Here is a 22,688-nt window from a genome sequence, read left to right on the forward strand (position 1 = left end):
GTTGGTCCAAGGCACATTGTGGTGCATTGTTGCGACTGCCCGGTGTCTGGACATGCGGATTCCGTACACTTGCGCGCTACATCGCCGCCCGGCGGCTGGAGTTTGGACGCATGAAATTCCGTTTCCCCATTGTCATCATCGACGAAGACTACCGCGCCGAGAACACGTCTGGCCTGGGCATCCGTGCGCTGGCCAAGGCCATCGAGGAAGAGGGCTTCGAGGTGGTGGGCGCCACCAGCTACGGCGATCTGTCCCAGTTTGCACAGCAGCAAAGCCGTGCCAGCGCCTTCATTTTGTCGATCGACGACGAGGAGCTGGGCAGCGACCCCGAATCGCCCGAGTCCGACACCGCGGTGCAGGCGCTGCGCGCCTTCATCCAGGAAGTGCGGCGCAAGAACGAAGATGTGCCGATCTACCTGCACGGCGAAACCAAGACCAGCCAGCACCTGCCCAACGACGTGCTGCGCGAGCTGCACGGCTTTATCCACATGTTCGAGGACACGCCCGAGTTCGTGGCCAAGCACATCGTGCGCGAGGCCAAGAGCTACCTGGAAGGCATTCAACCGCCGTTCTTCAAGGCGCTGCTCGATTACGCCGAAGACGGCTCCTACAGTTGGCACTGTCCGGGGCATTCGGGCGGCGTGGCCTTCCTCAAATCGCCCATCGGCCAGATGTACCACCAGTTCTATGGCGAGAACATGCTGCGCGCCGACGTGTGCAATGCCGTTGAAGAGCTGGGCCAGCTGCTCGACCACAACGGCGCCATTGGCGAGTCTGAGCGCAACGCTGCGCGCATCTTCAACGCCGACCACTGCTTTTTTGTCACCAACGGCACCAGCACCAGCAACAAGATCGTCTGGCACCACACGGTGGCCCCGGGCGACGTGGTGGTGGTCGACCGCAATTGCCACAAAAGCAACCTGCACGCCATCATCATGACGGGTGCGATTCCCGTCTTCCTGAAGCCTACGCGCAACCATTTCGGCATCATCGGGCCGATCCCGAAGAGTGAGTTCGAGCCCGCGACCATCCAGGCCAAGATTCGCGCCAACCCGCTGCTCAAACACGTCGACGCCGACAAGGTCAAGCCGCGCATCCTGACGCTCACGCAGTCCACTTACGACGGCGTGCTGTACGACACCGAGGCCATCAAGGGCATGCTGGACGGCTATGTCGACAACCTGCACTTTGACGAAGCCTGGCTGCCGCACGCCGCCTTCCACCCGTTCTACGGCAGCTACCACGCCATGGGCAAGAAGCGCGCGCGGCCGATGCAGTCGGTGGTGTATTCCACGCAGTCCATCCACAAGCTGCTGGCCGGTATCAGCCAGGCCAGCCACGTGCTGGTGCAGGACTCGCAGAACGTCAAGCTGGACCGCTACCTGTTCAACGAGGCGTATCTGATGCACACCTCGACCAGCCCGCAGTACAGCATCATCGCCAGCTGCGACGTGGCCGCCGCCATGATGGAGCCGCCCGGCGGCACCGCCATGGTTGAAGAAAGCATCAGCGAAGCGCTGGATTTCCGCCGCGCCATGCGCAAGGTGGAAGACGACTTCGGCAAGGGCGACTGGTGGTTCCAGGTCTGGGGCCCGGACAAGCTGGCCAAGCAGGGCATTGGCCGCTCGGACGACTGGATCATCAAGAACGGTAGCGCCAAGTCCAAAAGCTGGCACGGCTTTGGCAAGCTGGCCACGGGCTTCAACATGCTCGACCCGATCAAGGCCACCATCGTCACGCCCGGCCTCAACCTCGACGGCAAGTTCGACAAGACCGGCATTCCCGCCAGCATCGTCACCAAGTTCCTGGCGGAGCACGGCGTGGTGGTCGAAAAGACGGGCCTCTACAGCTTCTTCATCATGTTCACCATCGGCATCACGAAGGGCCGCTGGAACACGCTGCTGACGGCGCTGCAGCAGTTCAAGGACGACTACGACCGCAATCAGCCGATGTGGCGGATCATGCCGGAGTTCTGCGCTCAGCACCGCCGCTACGAGCGCATGGGCCTGCGCGATCTGTGCCAGCATGTGCACCAGCTGTACGCGCGCTACGACATTGCGCGCCTGACCACCGACATGTACCTGTCCGAACTGACGCCGGCCATGATTCCTGCGGACGCCTACGCCTGCATCGCGCGCCGTCAGGTCGAGCGGGTCGAGATCGACAAGCTCGAAGGGCGCATCACCACCGCGCTGATCACGCCGTACCCACCGGGTATCCCGCTGCTGATCCCGGGCGAGGTGTTCAACAAGAAGATCGTCGACTACCTGAAGTTCGCGCGCGACTTTGCCGTGGAGTGCCCTGGTTTCGAGACCGATATCCATGGCCTGGTTGAGGTCAAGGACGACGACGGCAAGGTTCGGTATTTTGCGGACTGTGTGGCGCAGGGCAGTGTGCCCAAGCAGATTGCCCCGGTGACCGACATCCAGGACATGATCGCCACCGCTTCCGACTCACCCTACAAGAGCAACTTCTGACCACCGGCGTTCGCGCCAGGTCGTTTCTGCGGTTAACCTAGCAGTCCTAACCGACCACTTGAAAGGAGAAACGATGTTTCCTGAATACCGCGAGCTCATCACGCGCTTGAAGGCGGAAGGTACGAACCAGCGCTTTTTGCACCTGTTCGAGAAGCACAACGACTTGGACCACAAGATTTCGGGCATGGAGCTGCACGACGCGGGCGGCGTGCACACCGAGATCGAAGCGCTGAAGAAGGAAAAACTGCGCATCAAGGACGAGCTGTACAGCTTGCTCAGACAGGAAGCGGCGGCCTGACAGTCAGGCCACGCCCACGCACGCTGCCTCGCGCAGCGTGACGCCCACCCGCTTCGGCGGGTTTTGTTTTTTCAAGCCAGATGGGCTTCCAGCGCTACAGCCACCTGCGCAGGCAGCTTCTGAAAAGATAGCAAAAAAGTGCGGCAAGCTGCCGTGGTGCAGCACCGTGCCGGTGCCTGTTTCTGGGTAGGTCAGCGCAGCGGGCGAAAGCGCGGCTCGTCCGTGCGCACGCGCACGAGGCTGGCAAAGCGCGGCAGCCCGCTTTTCTCGTGCAGTCCGCGGTAGCGGTAAGTGACCCAGCTGCCAACCGGCGGCGGGTCGGCGCGCTGCGCGTCGGTCAAGCCCGAGCCCAGCCGAAAGCGCCGGCCTTCGGGCGTTTCCACCAGCAGCGCGCCCAGGCGCCCAGCGTACTTGCCCTGGCCCGGCAGGTGGCCGACGACGCGCGCCTCGGCGTCGTCGTGCAGTTTGAGCTTGAGCAACTCGTCGCCCCGTCCCACGCGGTAGGGCGCGTCGCCGCGGTGCAGCATCAGGCCTTCGCCGCCGCCCGCCACCACCTCGCGCAGCAGCGCCTGCAAGGCGGTTTCGGTCGCCACACGGCGCTGCGGCACGGCCTGCAGCGTGGGCGACTTGGCCTGCGCGATGCGGGTGTTCAACACGGCCAGCCGCGCGCTGAAGTCGCCTGCATGCGCCGGCCAGTCGAACACCATGAAGCGCAGACGGCGCCAGGCGGCGTCGTCGGGCTGCAGGCGGGCGATGGTGGACTGGGCGTGTTCGAACGCGCCGCGGCCGGCCCACAGCTCGCCATCCATGGGCTCGGCCGGCCAGCCGGCGGTGAACCACGCGGGGACGTTGACGCGCTCGCCGCCACGCGTGATCAGCTGGCGGCCGTCCCAGTAGCCGCGCACGCCGTCGTACTTCTCACTGACCCAGTAGGCGGTGACGTCCAGCCCAGGGCGCCAGCGGCCGGCCAGTTGCAGCGCAGGCGCGGCCGAAGGTGCGTTGGCCGAAGGGTTGGAAGAAGGCGACTCGGCGGCCCAGACGGGCGTGCAGATCGCCGCTGCCAGTCCTGACCACAACAGCTGGCGCCGCTTCATGCTATCTAAAAAGTAGCTGCTCGCGCAGATGGTTGTAGGACGGACGGTCGATTTGGCTTGAAATCGCCCCTTGGCGATCAGCCCACCATGTCGGCCGACAAACCGGCCGTCTGGCTGAAGCCACCGTCGACGTAGGTGATCTCGGCCGTCACGCCGCTGGCCAGGTCGCTCAGCAGGAAGGCGGCGACGTTGCCCACGTCCTCAATCGTCACGTTGCGGCGCAGCGGTGAGGCGCTGGCGACGTAGCCCAGCAGCTTGCCGAAGTCCTTGATGCCGCTGGCGGCCAGGGTTTTGATCGGCCCGGCGCTGATGCCGTTGACGCGGATGCCCTTGCCGCCCAGCGCTTCAGCCATGTAGCGCACGCTGGCTTCCAGGCTGGCCTTGGCCAGGCCCATGGTGTTGTAGTTGGGGATGCTGCGCAGCGCACCCAGGTAAGACAGCGTCAGCAGCGAGGCCTTGTCGCTCAGGTAGGGCAGGGCCGCCTTGGCCATGCCGGGGAAGCTGTAGGCGCTGATGTCGTGGGCGATGCGGTAGTTCTCGCGCGAGAGGCCATCGAAGAAGTTGCCGGTAATCGCCTCGCGCGGCGCAAAGCCGATGGCGTGCACGAAGCCGTCGAACTTGCCCCAGGCGTCGCCGATACCCTTGAAGGTGGCTTCAATCTGCTCGTCGTTGCCCACGTCGCAGTCGAAGATCAGCTTGGAGTCGAACTCGGCGGCGAATTCCGTGATGCGGTCCTTGAAGCGCTCGCCCACGTAGCTGAAGGCCAGCTCGGCACCCTGCTGGCGGCAGGCGCGTGCAATGCCGTAGGCGATGGAGCGGTTGGACAACACGCCGGTGATCAGCAGCTTCTTGCCGCTCAGAAAGCCGGTGGGGTGGGACATGCGAGGTTCTCCTGTGGATGTGCTGCGAGCGGCCGCGCCGCGGGGGTGTCCCGCCTGAAAAAGCGACCGCCGAATTTGGCGGCAGAATTGTCGCATGCGTGTTTGGCTTGCCACTGCCGGTCTGATGCTGTGCGCCCCGGTGTGGGCGGCGCACGGCTACGCCCTGTGGGGCGACATGAAGTACCCCGCGGGCTTTGATCATTTTTCCTACGTCAACCCGGCTGCGCCCAAGGGCGGCGAGATCCGCCTGGTCAGCAACCTGCGCGTGTCGACGTTCGACAAGTACAACCCGTTCACCATCAAGGGCAACGCGCCGGCGTATTTGTCGCAGCTGATGTTCGATTCGCTGCTGACCGGCTCGCTGGATGAGGAAGGCGCGGCCTACGGCTTGCTGGCCGAGGATGTCACCGTCGCGCCCGACGGCCTGTCGGCCACCTTCCGCCTGCGGCCCGAGGCGCGCTTTCACAATGGCGACGCGGTGCTGGCGGCCGACGTCAAGCACAGCTACGACACGCTGATGGGCCCGCACACCTCGCCCGCCTACAAGACCGTGCTGGCCGACGTGGCGGGGCTGGACGTGGTCAACACGCGCACCGTGCGCTACCGCTTCAGGCAGCCCAACCGCGAGTTGCCGCTTACCGTGGGCGGTCTGCCGGTGTTCAGCCGGAAATGGGGCGCGGGCAAGCCCTTCAACGAGGTGGTGATGGACGAGCCGATCGGCTCGGGCCCGTACAAGATCGGCCCGGTGAAGTTCGGCAAGGACATCACCTATGTGCGCGACCCGAAGTACTGGGCGCGTGACTTGAATGTGCGCAAGGGCACGGCCAACTTCGACCGCGTGCTGGTCAAGATCTACAAGGACAACACGGCGCGGCTGGAGGCGCTGAAGGCCGGTGAATTCGATCTGATGGCGTTTTACTCGGCGGGCGACTGGGCGCGCCGCGTCAATGGCAAGCGCTTCGATTCGGGCGAACTGGTCAAGGGCGAATTCAAGCACCAGCGGCCCACGGGCTTTCAAAGCTATGTGCTCAACACGCGCCGCCCGCTGCTGCAAGACGTCCGCGTGCGCCAGGCGCTGGGCATGGCGATCGACTTCGAGTGGATGAACCGCACCATGTTCTACAGCGCGTACCAGCGCGTGCACGGGTTGTTCGGCAACACCAGCTGCGCCGCCACCGGCATGCCCAGCGAAGCGGAATTGGCGCTGATGGCGCCGTTCCGCCAGCAGATACCGGCCGCCGCTTTCGGCCCCACCTACGCACCGCCGCGCACCGACCAGCCCAAAGACCCGAAAGTCGGTGGCCTGCGCGAAAACCTCCGACAGGCCCAGGCACTGCTGCGCGAAGCCGGCTGGACGGTGCAGGACGGCGTGCTGCGCAACGCCCAGGGGCAGCCCATGGTGCTGGAGTACCTGGACAGCGCCGAAACCGGCGCGCGTGTGGTGTCCCCCTGGATCCGCAACCTGGAAAAGCTGGGCGTGCAGCTGAACTTCCGGCCCGTCGACTTCGCGCTCTACCAGCAGAGGCTGCAGAAGTTTGAATTCGACATCACCAGCATCGCCTACGGCGGCACGCCCAACCCCGGCCAGGAATACGCCGACCTGTTCGGCAGCCAAGCCGCCGACACGGAAGATTCAGGCAACTTCGCTGGCGTCAAAAGCCCCGCCGTCGACAGCCTGATCAGCCACATGGTCGGCGCCAAAACGCACGACGACTACCTGGCCGCCTGCCGCGCACTCGAGCGCGTCGTCAGCCACAGCCATTACCTGTTGCCCCAGTGGTATTCCGCTACCCACCGTCTGGCCTACAACGCCTGGCGCCTGGCGCTGCCGCAGGTCGTGCCGCCGTACTTTCAAGGCGAAACCTGGGCGGTGGATACGTGGTGGGCGAAGCATGTCCAGAAGTGATTTGATCGACGCGAAATCTGGCCCCGCGCCAAGCGTGCCTGTTTCCCCACAGTCAGGTGCCTTCTCTGCCGTTGTCTGCGGGGCCCATGGTGCCCCATGATTCCGTGGTCCGGCTGACCGGGCTGGACACCTTGCGCGCCATCGCGATCGTGCATGTGGTGCTTGCCCACGGTGCGATGGCTTTTATGCCAGATCTGCCGGGCATCAGTGGCCACGTTGTCTGGCTTCTGATCGCGACCAATTTCGGGGTGCCGTTGTTCTTTGTGCTGAGCGGTTTTTTGATCACGCGGCAACTGGCGAGCGGCATACCCGTCACCACGTTCTATCGGCACCGCTTGGCCAAGATCTATCCCATGTTCGTGCTGGCCGTCATCGTGTTCGGGTGGTTGAATGGTGTGACGGACGCCAGGGTCTGGTTGCTGCATCTGACGGCGTTGCACAACGGCAGTGCCTCTATCTCCTCCGGCATGTCGGGACATTTGTGGAGTCTGGCGGTGGAGATCCAGTTCTACGCGCTCGCACCGATGCTGTTTTGGGCGGCGTATCGATGGCTGAGGCCGCGCAGCATTGCGGCGCTCGCGGTCGTGGTGTGGATTGGGCACGCGGCGTACCTCTTGGGGGCGCCACCCACGCAGGAAGCGCGCCTGGCGGCGTTGCTCAATGTCTACCAGTTCACCAGCTTCAATATCGTCGCCTTGTTGATGGGCGCCATGTTGTACCGCGCTCAGGCCGAAGGACAAGCTTGGCGCGGTGCATTGCCATTGGGCTTAGTCGCCGCGCTGGCCATGCCGCTGATCTGCATGTTGGTGATACCGAGCTTGCGCGCGGACCAGGCCGATCTGACCCAGACGGCGTCTGTGCTGGCGTTGCTGACATTGATCACATTGCCGCCCGTCGCATCGGTGTGCCTCGCCTACCTGACTTTGCGGCGCAACTGGTTCTCGGGCCCTCGCTGGCGTCCGGTGGCTGCCTTCATCGCGGCCATCAGTTACCAGTGGTACCTGTGGCATCCGCTGGTGCTGTTGGGCACGCATCGCCTTGCCACGCGTAGTCCCGAGGTGGGTGCCTGGATGCAGAGCCGGCCGTGGCTGACGTTGCTGGGGTACGTGGTGAGTTCGGCGCTGCTGGGGTGGCTGAGTTTCCGTTGGTTGGAACGCCCTCTACACCGCTGGTTGCTCTCGCGTCCCAAGAGGGATAAGGGCTTGACGAAACAGCCGACGTCGGGATGACACAATGGGCGCCGCCTCATGTTCGTCTACATCCTCAAGCGCCTCCTGCTCATGCTGCCCACCTTGCTGGGCGTGCTGCTGCTGACTTTCGCGGTGATCCAGTTCGTGCCCGGCGGCCCGGTGGAGCAGTACCTAGCCGAGGCGCGCGCTGGTGCGGGCGGCGGTGCGGAGGGCGGGGGCATGGCTTACCGCGGCGCGCAGGGCGTGGACCCGAAGCGGCTGGAGGAAATCAAGAAGCTGTACGGCTTTGACAAGCCCGCGCCCGAGCGCTTCATGCAGATGCTCGGGCAGTTCGCGCGGTTCGACTTGGGGCGCAGCTTTTTCCAGAACAAGGACGTGTGGCAGCTGATCCGCGAAAAGCTGCCGGTGTCGATCAGCCTGGGGCTGTGGACCTTTTTCATCAGCTACCTGATCAGCGTGCCGCTGGGTGTGGCCAAGGCGGTGCGGGCCGGCTCGCGCTTTGATTTCGTCACCACGCTGATCGTGTTGATTGGTTACGCGATCCCGGGCTTCGTGCTGGGCGTGGCGCTGCTGGTGATTTTTGGCGGGCAGCTGCAGTGGTTTCCGCTGCGCGGGCTGACCTCGGCCAACTTTGACGAACTGAGCTGGGGCGGCAAGATCGTGGACTACCTTTGGCACATCACGCTGCCGGTGACGGCTATGGTGCTGGGCAGCTTTGCCGTCACGGCCATGCTGACCAAGAACTCGTTCCTGGAAGAGATCCGCAAGCAGTACGTGCTGACCGCGCGCGCCAAGGGGCTGACGGATCGGCAGGTGCTGTGGAAGCACGTGTTCCGCAACGCGCTGATTCCCATCGTGACCGGCTTTCCGGCCGCCTTCATCGGTGCGTTTTTCACCGGCTCGCTGTTGATCGAGACGCTGTTCTCACTCGACGGGCTGGGCCTGCTCAGTTACGAAAGCGTGATCCGGCGCGACTACCCGGTGGTGCTGGGCACGCTGTTCCTGTTCACGCTGATCGGTCTGGTGACCAAGCTGATCAGCGACCTGTGCTACGTCTGGGTCGACCCCCGGGTGAAGTTCGACTGAGATGAGCGCGTCCGCCATGTCCGCCTCCGCGCCTTCGGCCGCCCCCCCGCGTTCGCCCGCCGCGCGCGCCTGGCAGCGCTTCCGGCGCAACCGGCTGGGTTACTGGAGCCTGCTGGTCTTTGGCGCCCTGGTCGTGCTCAGCCTCTTCGCCGAGGTGTTGTCCAACGACAAGCCGCTGCTGCTGCGCTACGACGGGCCCTGGTACTTCCCGCTGGTGCAGACCTACCCGGAAAAGACCTTTGGCGGCGATTTCGAGACCGAGACCGACTACCTCGACCCCTACATCCGCCACCAGTTCGACCGGCCCGGCAACTTCGCGCTCTACCCGCCCAACCCGTACGGCCCGAAGACGCTGAATTACTTCGTGAAAGAGCCCAACCCTGCGCCGCCCAGCCGCGACAACTGGCTGGGCACCGACGACCGTGGGCGCGATTTGCTGGCCCAACTGATCTACGGCTTTCGCGTCAGCGTGCTGTTCGCCCTGGCGCTGACCAGCGTGGGCGTCATCCTGGGCATTGCGGCCGGGGCGGTGCAGGGCTATTTCGGCGGCAAGACCGACCTGGCCTTCCAGCGCTTCATAGAAATCTGGGGCTCCATGCCCGAGCTGTATCTGCTCATCATCTTCAGCGCCATCCTCTCGCCCAGCCTGGGGCTGCTGCTGGTGCTGCTCAGCCTGTTCGGGTGGATGGGGCTGTCGGACTACGTGCGCGCCGAATTCCTGCGCAACCGGCAGCTGGACTACGTCAAGGGCGCGCGCGCCCTGGGCGTGCCCAGCCGGCAGATCATCTGGCGCCACATCCTGCCCAACAGCCTGACGCCGGTGGTCACCTTTTTGCCGTTCCGCATGAGCGCGGCCATCCTGGCGCTGACTTCGCTCGACTTCCTGGGCCTGGGCGTGCCGCCCGGCACGCCCAGCCTGGGCGAATTGCTGAGCCAGGGCAAGAACAACATCGACGCGTGGTGGATCTCGCTGTCCACCTTCGCCGTGTTGGTCGTCACGCTGTTGCTGCTGACCTTCATGGGCGACGCGCTGCGCGACGCGCTCGACCCGCGCAAGGCCGAGGTGTCACCGCCAGCCGAGGGCGACCTGCCGTTGGCCTCGCCGGATGTCACGCACCTGGGCGGTGCGCCCGTGCCCGCGTCGGACAAACCGGCGCCACAAGGGGCGGGCGGATGAATTTCAAGCCAAATCGGCCTCTGGCCCTACAGCCATCTGCGCAACCAGCTATTGAAGTTGTAGCTTTTGGTGAGCCCGCGGCGGCTGAAAGGCCGCAGCCATGAGCGCCCCTTTGCTCGACGTGCAAGGCCTGAGCGTCGCCTTTGGCCGCAAGACCGTGGTCGACCGCGTCAGCTTCCAGATCGCGCCGGGCGAAAAGCTGGCGCTGGTGGGCGAATCGGGCTCCGGCAAGACGGTGACGGCGCTGGCGCTGCTGCGCCTGCTGGAAGGCGCGCGGCTGTCGGGTCAGGCGCTGTTCACGGCGGACGGCAAGACGCAGGACCTGCTGGCGCTGCCCGAGCGCGCCATGCGCGGCCTGCGCGGCGACGAGATCGCCATGATCTTCCAGGAGCCGATGACGGCGCTGAACCCGCTGATGAGCGTGGGTGAGCAGATTGCCGAAGTTTTAAGGTTAAAACGCGCGCTGACGCCTGCTCAATCTGCGCAGGCAGCTATTGAGTTGCTAGCGTCCACCGGCATCCCCGAGCCCGCGCGCCGCGCCGGAAGCTACCCGCACCAGCTGTCGGGCGGCCAGCGCCAACGCGCCATGATCGCCATGGCCCTCGCGTGCGAACCCAAGCTGCTGCTGGCCGATGAGCCGACCACGGCGCTCGACGTCAGCCTGCGCGGACAAATCCTCGACTTGCTGGAAGATCTGCGCCGCCAGCACGGCATGGCGGTGCTGATGATCACGCACGACTTGAACCTGGTGCGCCGCTTTGCCGACCGCGTGGCCGTCATGCAGCACGGCCAGCTGGTGGAGCAGGGCGCGACCGAGCAGGTCTTTGCCGACCCGCGCCAACCCTACACGCAAAAACTGATGGCCAGCCGGCCCGAGCGCGACGTGGTCGACACACCCGTGCCGCCCGGCACCCCGCCCGTCATCGCCGCGCAAGCGCTGCGCGTGACCTACCCGACACCGCTGCCGGGCGTGCGCGGCTGGTTCAAGAAGGGCGAATTCGTGGCCCTGGAAGACGCCAGCTTTGCCCTGCCGCCCGGGCGCACGCTGGGGGTGATTGGCGAATCGGGCTCGGGCAAATCCACCTTGGCGCAGGCCGCGCTGGGCCTGCTGGCGGCGCGCCAGGTCAGCGGTGATCTCGCCGTACACGGGCGCGGCTGGACACACCGGCCCGCTGCCGACCAGCCGCTGCGGCGCGTGGTGCAGGTGGTGTTTCAGGACCCGTTTTCATCGCTGTCGCCGCGCATGACGGTGGAAGAGATCGTTGGCGAAGGCCTGCGCGTGCACGCGCCCGAACTGGACGCCGATGCCCGCGCCGTCCGCGTGACCGAGCAGCTGGCCGAGGTCGGGCTAGACGAGGCGCGCTTTCCGCAACTGCTGTCGCGCTACCCACACGAGTTTTCGGGCGGGCAGCGCCAGCGCATCGCTCTGGCGCGCGCGCTGATCGTGCAGCCCGAGGTGCTGGTGCTGGACGAGCCGACCAGCGCGCTTGACGTCACCATCCAGAAACAGGTGCTGGCCTTGCTGCAGCGCCTGCAGCGCGACCGCGGTCTGAGCTACCTGCTGATCACCCACGACGTGGCCGTGGTCAACGCCATGGCGCACGAGGTGATCGTGCTGAAGGACGGGCGCGTGGTGGAATCCGGCGCCGTCGCCAGCGTGCTGAGAGCGCCGCAGCACCCGTACACGCAGCGCCTGCTGGCGGCTGCCTGATTCGCCGTCAGCGCGCAACGGCCAGCGCCGAGCCTGCCAGCGCACAGGACAATGCCACTGCCCATGCCGGCACACGCCCGTGCCACAGCACCAGGGTGGCCAGCAGGGCGATGACGGCTTCGGGCACGCTGCTGATGCTGGGACCCAGCAGGCCCAGCCAAGTCGCCAGCAGCAAGCCGACCACCGCGGCGTTCACGGTCGCCAGCACGCGCCGCGCCCAGGGCAGATGGCGCAGCCGCGCCCATACCGGCAGCGCCGCAAACAGCAGCAGAAAGCCGGGCAGGAAGATCGCCACCAGCGCCAGCAGGCCGCCCAGCCAGCCATGGGGCGCGATGTCGCGCGCAGCGCCGACGAAGGCGGCAAAGGTGAACAGCGGCCCAGGCACCGCCTGCGCCGCGCCGTAGCCGGCCAGAAAGCCATCCAGCTCCAACCAGCCGCGCGGCACGACCTCGGCCTGCAGCAACGGCAGCACGACGTGGCCGCCGCCAAACACCAGGGCCCCAGCGCGGTAGAACACGGCCAGCAGTTCGGCTGTCGCGTTGCCGCTGACGCGCGCCCACAGCGGCAGACCGACCAGCAGGGCGGTAAACAGCAGCAGCCACAGCATGCCGCGGCGCAGGCCGGCGTGTTCACTGGCGGTGGCTCTCGGCGCATCGGCCATGGGCGCTGGCTCGACCTGTGCCGTGGAGCTGCCACCGGCCAGAGCCCCCAGCAGCGCCGCCAGCGCGATCAAACCAACCTGGGACATGGGACCGGACCACCACAGCGCCAGCCCTGTTGCGCCCAGTGCCAGGACGCGGCGCGGCGCGTCGGGGCACAGGCTGCGTGCCATGCCCCAGACGGCATGGGCCACCACGGCCACGGCGGCGAGCTTCAGCCCGTGCAGCGCGCCCAGCGCGGGGAGGTTGTACCAATTCATGCGCGCCAGCCCCAGCGCCAGCAGCACCAGCAGAATTGCCGATGGCAGGGTGAAGCCCGCCCAAGCTACCAGCGCGCCCAGCCAGCCACCGCGCTGCAGGCCCACCGCCAGACCGACCTGGCTGCTGGTCGGGCCGGGCAGGAACTGGCACAGCGCCACCAGCTCGGCGTAGGCCGCGTCGGTAAGCCAGCGGCGGCGCTCGACGAATTCGGTGCGGAAGTAGCCCAGGTGCGCGACCGGCCCGCCGAACGAGGTCAGGCCCAGCCGCAAGAACACGCGGCCGATCTCGGCCACGCGGGCTCCCCCGGCCGCTGAACGGGTGGGATCAGGAGGCGGCGTCGGCAGGCGGCTCATGGGGTGCAGCATAGCTGTCGGATGTGACGATGGCGGCGTGCAGAGAGTTGCTTTCAAAATGATAGCTATTAGCGCAGATGCTTGTAGCGCCAAAGCCTCATTTGGCTTTGTATCCGGATGCACGCCATTTCCCGGACTGGCGCGCATGTCGGCTGGCACATAATTGCCACATGGCCTCACCGCTTCGACCCGCCACGCCGTGGCGGCCCAGCCTGTTCCTTCGTCTCAGCGCTGCCCTGCATGGGGTGGCGCTGATGGGTGCGCTGGTCTGGCCCGCGCAGTGGCCCTGGTGGCTGGGGCTGGTTGCGGGCAACCACCTGGTGCTGAGCACCGCGGGTCTCTGGCCGCGCAGCCGCCTGCTGGGTGCGAATCTGACGCGGCTGCCGCCTGAAGCCGCGGCGCGCGGCGAGGTCGCCCTGACCTTTGACGACGGACCCGACCCGGCGGTCACCCCGCAGGTGCTGGCCTTGTTGGACGCGGCTGGCGCGCGCGCCACCTTCTTCTGCGTGGGCGAGCAGTTGCGCCGCCATCCACACCTGGGCCGCGAGATCGTGCGGCGCGGCCACCGCATCGAAAACCACACCGACACCCACCCCAACAGCTTTGCCGCCATGGGCTGGCGGCGCATGGCCGCGCAGGTCGCGAACGGGCAGGCGGCGATCACCACGATCACTGGTCGTCCACCGCGCTTTTTCCGCGCCGTGGCGGGGCTGCGCAACCCGTGGCTCGACCCCATCCTGGCCCGCCAGGGCCTTCAGCTGGCCGCATGGACACGGCGGGGCTACGACACCCGCACGGGCGATGCCGATGCCGTGCTGGCGCGGCTCACGCGCGGCCTGGCTGCGGGCGATGTGCTGCTTTTGCATGACGGTCACGCCGCGCGAACGCCCGGTGGCCTGCCAGTGGTGCTGGCGGTGCTGCCGCGCCTGTTGGGCGAGCTGCGGGCGCTGGGACTGCGCAGCGTGCCGCTGGCAGAGGCGGTGCCGGAGACAACAAGCATTCAGTGGCAGGGAGTGACTGCATGAAGAACGAACTGAGCAGTGCGGTGGCGGGCGCGGGCTCGGCCGCCGTGCTGAAGGCGCCGCACGCGCGATCAAGCGGCGGGCAACGCACGCCGGCCCCAGGCTCTGCCCCCGTGCGCGCGCTGCAGCGCCAACTGGTCGACCTGGCCAGCGCGCGCTACCGCGACAAGGGGCGCTTTGCATACCACTTTTCGCGCGGCAAGCTGGGCGGCGACCCGATGTTCATCGAACTGCTGCGCCTGGGCGCCTTCACCGGCCAGCGCGGGCGAGGAGCGCGTTTTCTGGATCTCGGTTGCGGCCAGGCGGTATTTGCCTCTTGGCTGGTCGCCGCCCGCACGCTGGCCGAGCAGGGGCGCTGGCCCAGCGACTGGCCAGAGCCCCCGCGCATCGAATCCGTGCGTGCGCTGGAGCTGATGCCCGCCGACGTGGCGCGCGGGCAAGCCGGTTTTGCCGACGAACCGCGCGTGCACGTGGAACAGGGCGACATCTGCGAGGCCGATTTCGGCAACGTGGACGTGATCACCATCCTGGACGTCATCCATTACCTGCCGCTTGCCGCGCAGGACGATGTGCTGTGTCGCATCCGCGCTGCGCTCCGGCCGGGCGGTGTGCTGGTCATGCGCGTTGGCGACGCTGCCGGCGGCTGGCCGTACCGCCTGAGCCGCTGGGCCGATCAGGCCATCACACTTGGCCGCGGACACGGTTGGGCGTACCTGCACTGCCGCCCGCTGGCGACCTGGACGGCCAGCCTGCACGCCTTGGGTTTTCAGGTACATGCGGTACCGACGCCGGGTGGACTGCCTTTCGCCAACGTGCTGCTGATCGCGCATGTGCCCGCCGAGGGCGCTGCATGACGGCGCCACTGGTCCTGACCGCGTTCACCGCCACCACCGCCCTGGGCGTGGGCACCGCACCGTTGCTTGACGCACTGCGAAACGGCGCATCCGGCCTGAAGCCCTGCGACTTCGAAACCGCCGACATCGCCACCTGGACCGGCGAGGTGCCCGGCATCGACTCCGTCCAGCTCCCGCCTGATCTGGCCGTCTACGACTGCCGCAACCACCGCCTGGCGCTGCTCGGTCTGCAGGCCGATGGCTTCGAGCAGGCGGCGCGGGACGCCATCGCGCGCCATGGCACCGACCGCGTCGCGTTGGTGCTCGGCACGAGCACCTCGGGCATCCTGTCGGCCGAAGCGGCGTACCGCGAGCGCGACGCCGACGGCGCGCTGCCCGACTGGTTCGACTACCGCACCACGCACAACACGGGTGCGTTGAGCAGCTTCGTGCGCGATCTGCTGGGTCTGCGCGGGCCGGCGTTCACCATCTCCACGGCGTGCTCGTCATCGGCCAAGGCGTTTGCGGCGGCCGATCGGCTGATCGCTGCGGGGTTGGCCGATGCTGCCATCGTCGGTGGCGTCGATTCGCTTTGCTTGACCACGCTGTACGGCTTTTCGTCGCTCGAGTTGACATCGCCCGAGCCTTGCCGCCCCGGCGACGCCAACCGCCAGGGCCTGTCGATCGGTGAAGCCGCGGCCTACGCGCTGCTCGAACGGGCGGACGCTGCACCGACCACGGGCACGGCGCGCATCGTGCTGGCAGGGTGGGGCGAGTCGAGCGATGCGCACCACATGTCGGCGCCGCACCCTGAAGGCCGGGGCGCGCGCGCCGCGATGGCGCAGGCGCTGGAGCGCGCCGGGCTCTCAGCCCAAGACATCGGCTACGTCAACCTGCACGGCACGGCGACGCCAGCCAACGACCTGTCCGAAGGCGCGGGCGTGGCAGCGGTGTTCGCCGAGAACGCCCGCGTGCCAGCCAGCTCCACCAAGGGCATGACCGGCCACACGCTGGGTGCTGCCGGCGCCGTCGAGGCGGTGATCAGCGCGCTGGCGCTCCAGCACGGCCTGCTGCCGGCCAGCGTGGGGATGCAGACCCCCGATCCGGCGATCCCGCTCAACATCGTTTCGGGGCCCCAGGCGGCGCCAGGCTTGCGCAACGTGCTATCCAATTCTTTCGGCTTTGGCGGCAGCAACGCCAGCCTGGTGCTCTCGCGCGAGGAGGCAGCATGAGCGCGATCCCTTCGTCGGTCGAACGCGACGCCGACTTCCTTCGCGTGTGGGTGGAAGGCGTCGGCATCGTAGGTCCCGGCCTTGCCGACTGGCCCCAGGCCAGCGCCGTGCTGCGCGGTGAGCAGGCCTACGCCGCTGCGCCCACCCATCTGCCTGCGCCCGAAGTGCTGCCCCCGGCCGAACGACGCCGCGCCAGCCGCATCGTCAAGGCGACGCTGGCCGCGGGGCTTCAGGCCTGCCGCATGGCTGGGCGCGACCCGGCCACGCTGCCCAATGTGTTCGCCAGCTCCGGTGGCGACGGGCACAACTGCCACGCACTGTGCGAGCTCTTGGCGACCGACGACCGCCAAATCTCTCCCACGCGTTTTCACAACTCGGTGCACAACGCGGCCTCGGGCTACTGGTCGATCGCCACCAGCGCCACGCCCGCTGCGCAGGTGCTGGGCGCCTACGACGCCAGCTTTGGCGCGGGCCTGCTCGAAGCCATGACGCAGGTCGAAGCGGCGGGCCAGCCCGTGCTGCTCGTCGCGGGCGACAGCGAATACCCGCCGCCCTTGCACGCCAAGCGGCCGATCCTCGATACGTCAGCGCTGGCCCTGGTGCTGGCGCCGACCCGAGGCCCGAACGCCATCGCCGAATTGCGCCTGCCGCGCCGCGGTGCCCTGGGCGACGGGCAGCCCAGCCTGCCTGCATCGTCCGACGCCGGGGCTGCAGCGCAGGGCATGCCGCCGATGCGTGGTCTGGCGCTGCTCACGGCGCTGACCGCGACCGACGGCGCGCAGGGCGTGGAAGTCGAATACCTGCCGCCGCAGGTGCTGCACGTGACGGTGGTGCCACTCGCCACAGGCGGCCACGCCACTGACGCCACCGCATGAGCGCCGACGCCGTGTTTTTGGCCGCTGCGGGGCAGGGGCACGACTGGATCGCCGCGCGCGTGCCGCACCAGGGGCGCATGTGCCTGCTTGATACGGTCGAGCAGGTGACGGCGTCCGACGTGGTCTGCACCGCCACCAGCCACACCGCACCCGACAATCCAATGCGTGAAGCTGGCCGGCTCGGCGCGGCCTGCGGCATCGAATACGCGGCCCAGGCCATGGCGCTGCATGGCGCGCTGGTTGCCGAGGCGCGCGGCGTGCCGCCGCCCACGATGGGGTTTCTGGTCAGCGTGCGCGCCGTGGCGCTGCACGTTACCCGGCTCGACGACGTCGGCGAGCGCCTCACCGTCCAGGTTCACAGCGACGCCGACAATGGCGACCACAGCATCTACACCTTCGCGCTCAGCGCCGAGGGCCGCCCGTTGATCGACGGGCGCGCCATCGTCATGCTTGACGCGGCTCCTCTCGTTTCTCCATGAGCTCCTCTTCTTCCGTCGGCGCGCGCCCGCAGCGCCGTGCCCTGGTGACCGGTGCCAGCGGCGCCATCGGCAGCGCCATCGCGCGCGCACTCGCGGCCGAGGGTCTGCACGTGCTGGCCCATGCCAACGGCAACCGCGCCGCTGCCGAAGCGCTGGTCGCCGAGCTGATCGCCCAGGGGCAGTCGGCCGAGGCGCTGGTTTTTGACGTGACCGACGCCTCCGCCTGCGCCAGCGCCCTGGCTGCCGTGCTGGAGCAAGGACCGATTCACGTGCTGGTGAGCAACGCCGGCGTGCACGACGACGCCGTCTTCGCGGGCATGACGCCCACGCAATGGCAGCGCGTCATCGACGTCAACCTGAACGGTTTCTACAACGTGGCACAGCCGCTGATGCTGCCCATGCTGCGCGCGCGCTGGGGCCGCATCGTCGCCATCACCTCAGTGGCCGGACAGGCGGGCAACCGCGGCCAGGTCAATTACGCAGCGGCCAAGGGCGCGCTGCACGCGGCTGTGAAATCGCTCGCGCTCGAATGCGCCAGCCGCGGCGTCACCGTGAACGCGGTGGCGCCCGGCATCATCGCCAGCGAGATGAGCGCGGACACCTTTGACACCGACGCGATCAAGCGCATGGTGCCCATGCAGCGCGCGGGCCAGCCCGCCGAGGTCGCCGACCTGGTTGCGTTTCTGGCATCGGACAAGGCGGGCTACATCAGCGGCCAGACCATTGGCATCAATGGGGCGCTGTACCAATGAGCGCCGTGGCCCAAGCGGCTGCGCAGGGCGGGGTTCATCACGCCGAAGCGATTCTGTATTTCACGCTGCTCCAGCTCAGCCTGGTGGTGCTGGCGGGCCGTGTGGGCTCCAGCCTGGCCGTGCGCATCGGGCAGTCGGCGGCGGTGGGCGAGATCGTCATCGGCATCCTGCTCGGGCCGTCGCTGTTCGGCTGGCTGGCGCCGGACGCCTTCAACTATGTCTTCAAATCGGCCCCGGGCGAGCCGATGCAGGTGCTGTCTCAGCTTGGGCTGATCCTGCTGATGTTCCAGATCGGCCTAGCGTTTGATTTCGGTCATCTTACCGAGCAGCGCAACCGGCGCGCTGTGCTCTGGGTGGCCACGGCCGGCTTGGTCACGCCGTTTGCACTGGGTTTCGCACTGGGCTGGGTCAGCGCCCCCACGCTGGCGCCGGGTGACGGGCACCATCTCGCCACGGCCCTGTTCGTGGCTACCGCGTTCTCGATCACCGCGCTGCCAATCCTTGGTCGGATCATGATCGAGTTCGACCTGACGCGTCGGCCGCTCGGCGTGATCGGCATCAGCGCGGCAGCGATCAACGATGTGGTGGGCTGGCTACTGCTGGCGCTCGTGAGCACACTTGCCGTGTCGCAGTTTCAGGCCGGCGCGTTCGCGTTGAATGTGGGTCTGGTGGCGCTCTTCGGGATGAGTTGTTGGTGGGTGATTCGGCCGATGCTCAAGCGGGTGGTGCACGCCTCTCAGACCAGGTCAAAGAGGGTCGACGGGCAGCGCGAGCCGCTGTCCAATAACCTGCTGGGCGGCTTGCTGGCGGCAATCTTCGTTGCTTCCATGACGACCTACCACCTTGGGATCTTCGCGATCTTCGGCGGTTTCATGCTGGGCGTGCTGCTGCACGACGAGCGGGAACTGGTCGATGCCTGGCAGGAACGGCTGGGACAGTTCACCACGGTGTTCTTCCTGCCGATCTTCTTCACCTACACCGGCCTGCGCACGGACATCGGCAGCTTGAATACGCCTGCGCTGTGGGGCTGGTGTCTGGCCACCGTTTTTCTGGCGAGCGCGGGGAAGTTCTGCGCCAGCTACCTGGCAGCGCGCTGGGTGGGCATGCCGCCGGCCGAAGCCAAGGTGCTGGGCATCATGATGAATACGCGGGCCCTGATGGAGCTGATCGTCATCAATGTCGGCTTTGACATGGGCGTCATCTCGCGGCCGCAGTTCACCATGCTCGTCATCATGGCGATCTTCAGCACCGTGATCACCGCGCCGCTGCTGCGGCGCTGGCTGCCCCAATGCCGACCAGATGCCTGATGCTATTGATTGAGTAGCTGCCTGCGCTTGCCTGATAAGCGCGAGAGCCGAATTCAGCTGGAGTTTCGCGTGGAAGACAGCAGGCGTCGACCCACCAGGATAGGCAGGCGCAAAAGGAACCCGAGAAACAGACGTGTGTGCATCCAGGTGAGCAAGGTGTTGTCGCGCAGGTATTTGAAATGCGACACACCGCCTTCATCCGCGCTGAAATAGCGCACCGGTGCAGGCAGGTTGACAAGAGGCACACCCGCCCACGCCAGGCGCACCGCAGCCTCGGGATCGAAGTCGAAGCGGCGCATGAAGCGTTGGTGCCGCATGACGCGGATCAGCGGCTGGATTGGGTAGACCCGAAAGCCGAACAGCGAATCGACGATACCGGCGCCGAGCGTCTCCAGGTTTGCCCAACCGTTCGAGATCTTGCGGCCCAGCACGCGGATGCGCGGCGCCTCGGCGCCGAACTGTGGTACGCCCAGCACCATGGCTTCCGGCGCTGCGTGCGAGGCATGCATGAACTTTGGAATGAGTTCCGCCGGGTGCTGACCATCGGAGTCCATGGTCAGCGCATGGGTGAAGCCTTCGGCTGCAGCCAACTCCACGCCGTGCAACACGGCAGCACCTTTGCCGCGGTTCTCGGGCAGAATCACCACGCGCAAGCCAGCATCTTCGGCCGCCCGGGCGCGCAACCAGTCGGCACTGCCATCGGTGCTGCCGTCCACGATGACCCACACCGGCGCCCAGTGCGCGCGGGCAGTACGCAGTGTGTCCTGCAGCTTGACGCCCGGGTTGTAGCTGGGGATCAGCACGAGATGGGTGGACGAAATTGCCCCGCAGGGGGCGGACGCACCGTCTGTCGGCGTTGCGGAGACAGCGTTAGCCATGGCCGTTGACCTTGTCGTCCAGGATCACCGAATGAGAAGCCACCTCCGACGCCGACACGAGATGCTGGGTCAGCAGGGCGCGGATATCGTGTCCAAAGCGTTGTGCGTCCGCGTTGGCCACCTGTATCTGCGCCACGTGGCGCACACGCACTCGCAGGGGCAGACGCGGCGGCCTGGTCAGAGGCCACTGCTTGCCCAGGTAGGGCGAACTCATCTCGATCACGACCACCTCGATTGGCACGCCAGCGCGTGCGGCAATCACCCCTGCTGTGGCGGCGCAAGGGCCCACCGGCATTTCAGCCGTGCGTGTGCCTTCCGGGAAGATGATCAGTCGGGCGCCGTCCTTGAGTTCAGCGATCGCACTGCGGATCATGGTCAGTGGCGCATCGTTGACGATGTAGCGCGCCATGCGCGCGCCAGCGCCGAGCAGCAGGTTGTGCATCAGCAGCGCCTTCATGATGCACACCGCGTTCGGCAGATGCGAGACCAAAAGAACGGCGTCAAGCAGGGAGGGGTGATTGGCCACAACGACCATCGGACCGGGGCGTCGTGCGAGTTCGTCCAGCGCTTTCAGATCAAATCGACAGCCGCAGAGCGCCTGCAGCAGGATGACATACAGCCGAAAACCGGTCTGGATGGCGCGTCGTCCGACGCGCTTGCCCAGGGGTTGCGGAAGGATGGGGCCCAGCACCAATGCGAACGGTGTCCAGGTCAGACAGACGGCCGCCAACAACCCCAGCCCGATGGCCATGGCCAGGCTTTCGGCGACGCGGCGCAGGCCTGCGGCGACAAGGTTCATGCGACGGCGGCGGGTGCTAAGACGGAAGGATGGTTGCGTTGGCGCAAGCCATCAGCCTTTGGACAGGGGCATCGCATCGTCCACCGCACGGATGTTGATCTTGCGGCGCTGCCAGGCTCGCACCGAGCGGGGAAGATGGCGCAGCGAACTCATGTAATACAAGACCTTGAACGCGCGCAGCGAGTGCCAGATGGGTGTCTTGCCCCAGATGTCGCCCGCAAGCAGCGACAACAGCGCTTCCTTCATGCGCAGGATGTTGCGCGGGCCCATGAACAAATCACGCATGGCCGGGTTGGTCATCCGGTAGATGAACCAGGAAAACTCCCTCGGACCATGACGCAGGCGGCTGTCGAGGCGCGCCAGTGCCTGGGCCTGGCGCTGGGGCTGGGTCAGCCAGGTATGAATGGCTTCACTCGCATCGAACCCGCCCTGCATGGCCAGCATGACGCCCGAAGAGAAGACGGGGTCGATAAATGCGTAGGCATCTCCCAGCATTACGTAGTTGCGTCCGTGCGTGCGTTCGCTCAGATAGGAAAAATTGCCGGTCGCTTCGGGCGGGTGGACGATGCTTGCGTCCTGCAGTCGCGCGGCCAAGGGCGCGCAGGTGGCGATGCCATCACGAAGGAATTCGCCCAGATCTCGATCGCCGCGGGTGCGCATGTAATAGGGCCAGGTCACCATGCCGACGCTGGTCGCGCCGTCCCGCAGTGGAATGAACCAGAACCAGCCATGGTCGAACCAGTAGATGGAGATATTGCCTTCTTCCATGCCCTCGTTGCGCTGAGCGCCCGCGAAATGGGTGAAGACCGCCACACTGTTGTGCTTCGGATTCTTGTGCTTGATCTTCAGGCGGCTGGCGAGGAAGGTGTCACGCCCCGATGCGTCAACCAGGAATCGCGCACGACAGGTAAATCGACGACCGTCCTCCATCCGCGCCTGCGCTTCGACGTGATCTGCTGCATCCAGATTCACCTGCTCGACTCGGCACTGCTGGAGTACCCGTGCGCCGGCGCGCGCAGTATTTTCAAGGAGAACACGGTCGAAATCCGAGCGCCTGACCTGGTAGGCGTAAGGCATCGATTTATCCCATGCCTCGCCAAACTGAAACGCCTGTTTGTGGTCGTGCCAGGGTGACATGAACTCGGCAGCCCATTTCTCAATACCGATCTGACGCATTTCGTCGGCTACCCCCAGCTTCTCGAAGAGCGGCAGGTTCGCCGGAAGCAAGGATTCGCCGATGTGAAAACGAGGATGCGCGTCCTTGTCGAGCACGACCACGTCATGCCCCATGCGCGCCAGCAGTGTGCCGACGGTGCTGCCGGCGGGACCTCCGCCGATCACCAGTACATCGCAAGCTTGGGGTAGATCGGCCAACGGAGCGGTGGCGCTGGGAGATTCGACATTCATATCCATCGGGC

Annotated in this window: 20 protein-coding genes; 14 read left to right on the plus strand and 6 right to left on the minus strand. The window is 66.6% G+C overall.

The genetic code is table 11. The features are described 5' to 3' along the window. Positions 1-110 precede the first annotated feature (110 nt). A complete protein-coding gene (locus FVQ98_RS08270) occupies positions 111-2,477 on the plus strand; it encodes an arginine/lysine/ornithine decarboxylase (RefSeq protein ID WP_147912958.1) in 2,367 nt (788 codons plus the stop codon). 73 nt (positions 2,478-2,550) lie between these two features. Beyond that, positions 2,551-2,775, plus strand: coding sequence for a YdcH family protein (locus tag FVQ98_RS08275; RefSeq protein WP_147912959.1), 225 nt, complete (start codon positions 2,551-2,553; stop codon positions 2,773-2,775). Between the two features lie 191 nt (positions 2,776-2,966). On the opposite strand, the gene FVQ98_RS08280 is transcribed toward FVQ98_RS08275, so the two are convergent. Beyond that, the gene (locus tag FVQ98_RS08280) at positions 2,967-3,869 is read right to left on the minus strand and encodes a DNA ligase (protein WP_147912960.1); all 903 of its coding nucleotides are present in this window, start codon (positions 3,867-3,869) and stop codon (positions 2,967-2,969) included. Positions 3,870-3,946: 77 nt separating this feature from the next. After that, complete coding sequence (fabI, locus tag FVQ98_RS08285) at positions 3,947-4,750, minus strand: enoyl-ACP reductase FabI (RefSeq protein ID WP_147912961.1); 804 nt, start codon at positions 4,748-4,750, stop codon at positions 3,947-3,949. A 94-nt stretch (positions 4,751-4,844) separates the two neighbouring features. Between fabI and FVQ98_RS08290 the strand changes: the two genes are divergently transcribed. The 5 genes from FVQ98_RS08290 to FVQ98_RS08310 all read left to right on the plus strand — a co-directional run bounded on the left by FVQ98_RS08290 (position 4,845) and on the right by FVQ98_RS08310 (position 11,820). Further along, the gene (locus FVQ98_RS08290) at positions 4,845-6,656 is read left to right on the plus strand and encodes an extracellular solute-binding protein (RefSeq protein ID WP_147912962.1); all 1,812 of its coding nucleotides are present in this window, start codon (positions 4,845-4,847) and stop codon (positions 6,654-6,656) included. Positions 6,657-6,760: 104 nt separating this feature from the next. Next, positions 6,761-7,885 carry an acyltransferase family protein gene (locus FVQ98_RS08295; protein ID WP_222707586.1) on the plus strand — a complete coding sequence of 375 codons (1,125 nt, stop codon included), beginning with the start codon at positions 6,761-6,763 and terminating at the stop codon, positions 7,883-7,885. 18 nt (positions 7,886-7,903) lie between these two features. Then, the gene (locus tag FVQ98_RS08300) at positions 7,904-8,932 is read left to right on the plus strand and encodes a microcin C ABC transporter permease YejB (RefSeq protein ID WP_147912964.1); all 1,029 of its coding nucleotides are present in this window, start codon (positions 7,904-7,906) and stop codon (positions 8,930-8,932) included. Positions 8,933-8,948: 16 nt separating this feature from the next. Then, a complete protein-coding gene (locus FVQ98_RS08305) occupies positions 8,949-10,109 on the plus strand; it encodes an ABC transporter permease (RefSeq protein WP_147912965.1) in 1,161 nt (386 codons plus the stop codon). Between the two features lie 100 nt (positions 10,110-10,209). Beyond that, positions 10,210-11,820 carry an ABC transporter ATP-binding protein gene (locus FVQ98_RS08310; RefSeq protein WP_147912966.1) on the plus strand — a complete coding sequence of 537 codons (1,611 nt, stop codon included), beginning with the start codon at positions 10,210-10,212 and terminating at the stop codon, positions 11,818-11,820. A gap of 7 nt (positions 11,821-11,827) precedes the next feature. Here the strand turns inward: FVQ98_RS08310 and chrA are convergent, their stop codons facing one another. Further along, positions 11,828-13,093, minus strand: a complete 1,266-nt coding sequence (gene chrA, locus FVQ98_RS08315) for a chromate efflux transporter (RefSeq protein WP_147912967.1) — start codon at positions 13,091-13,093, stop codon at positions 11,828-11,830. A 170-nt stretch (positions 13,094-13,263) separates the two neighbouring features. Here chrA and FVQ98_RS08320 point away from each other — a divergent pair, with 170 nt between their 5' ends. The 7 genes from FVQ98_RS08320 (at position 13,264) to FVQ98_RS08350 (ending at position 19,593) form a co-directional block, all read left to right on the plus strand. After that, on the plus strand, positions 13,264-14,118 hold the full coding sequence (locus FVQ98_RS08320) for a polysaccharide deacetylase family protein (RefSeq protein WP_147912968.1): 855 nt from the start codon (positions 13,264-13,266) through the stop codon (positions 14,116-14,118). After that, a complete protein-coding gene (locus FVQ98_RS08325; RefSeq protein ID WP_147912969.1) occupies positions 14,115-14,969 on the plus strand; it encodes a class I SAM-dependent methyltransferase in 855 nt (284 codons plus the stop codon). The genes FVQ98_RS08320 and FVQ98_RS08325 overlap by 4 nt, the downstream gene beginning before the upstream one ends. Then, entirely contained in the window at positions 14,966-16,180 is a 1,215-nt protein-coding gene (locus FVQ98_RS08330) for a beta-ketoacyl-[acyl-carrier-protein] synthase family protein (RefSeq protein WP_147912970.1), read from the plus strand. Before FVQ98_RS08325 ends, FVQ98_RS08330 begins: the two co-directional genes overlap by 4 nt. Then, complete coding sequence (locus tag FVQ98_RS08335; protein WP_147912971.1) at positions 16,177-17,055, plus strand: beta-ketoacyl synthase chain length factor; 879 nt, start codon at positions 16,177-16,179, stop codon at positions 17,053-17,055. Before FVQ98_RS08330 ends, FVQ98_RS08335 begins: the two co-directional genes overlap by 4 nt. Next, positions 17,052-17,534, plus strand: a complete 483-nt coding sequence (locus FVQ98_RS08340; protein WP_147912972.1) for a 3-hydroxylacyl-ACP dehydratase — start codon at positions 17,052-17,054, stop codon at positions 17,532-17,534. Before FVQ98_RS08335 ends, FVQ98_RS08340 begins: the two co-directional genes overlap by 4 nt. Next, positions 17,531-18,286 carry a 3-oxoacyl-ACP reductase FabG gene (gene fabG, locus FVQ98_RS08345; RefSeq protein ID WP_147912973.1) on the plus strand — a complete coding sequence of 252 codons (756 nt, stop codon included), beginning with the start codon at positions 17,531-17,533 and terminating at the stop codon, positions 18,284-18,286. The genes FVQ98_RS08340 and fabG overlap by 4 nt, the downstream gene beginning before the upstream one ends. Positions 18,287-18,369: 83 nt before the next feature. Then, positions 18,370-19,593, plus strand: coding sequence for a cation:proton antiporter (locus FVQ98_RS08350; protein ID WP_255507702.1), 1,224 nt, complete (start codon positions 18,370-18,372; stop codon positions 19,591-19,593). Between the two features lie 53 nt (positions 19,594-19,646). On the opposite strand, the gene FVQ98_RS08355 is transcribed toward FVQ98_RS08350, so the two are convergent. From FVQ98_RS08355 to FVQ98_RS08365, 3 genes are read right to left on the minus strand one after another with little or no spacing between them, the layout of a single operon-like run. Then, positions 19,647-20,471 carry a glycosyltransferase family 2 protein gene (locus FVQ98_RS08355; protein ID WP_147912975.1) on the minus strand — a complete coding sequence of 275 codons (825 nt, stop codon included), beginning with the start codon at positions 20,469-20,471 and terminating at the stop codon, positions 19,647-19,649. After that, the gene (locus FVQ98_RS08360; RefSeq protein ID WP_147912976.1) at positions 20,464-21,270 is read right to left on the minus strand and encodes a lysophospholipid acyltransferase family protein; all 807 of its coding nucleotides are present in this window, start codon (positions 21,268-21,270) and stop codon (positions 20,464-20,466) included. Before FVQ98_RS08360 ends, FVQ98_RS08355 begins: the two co-directional genes overlap by 8 nt. A 51-nt stretch (positions 21,271-21,321) precedes the next feature. Continuing rightward, positions 21,322-22,683, minus strand: coding sequence for an NAD(P)/FAD-dependent oxidoreductase (locus tag FVQ98_RS08365; RefSeq protein ID WP_370512934.1), 1,362 nt, complete (start codon positions 22,681-22,683; stop codon positions 21,322-21,324). Positions 22,684-22,688 lie beyond the last annotated feature (5 nt).

The organism is Ottowia flava (assembly GCF_008017535.1).
GTDB lineage: Bacteria > Pseudomonadota > Gammaproteobacteria > Burkholderiales > Burkholderiaceae_C > Ottowia > Ottowia flava.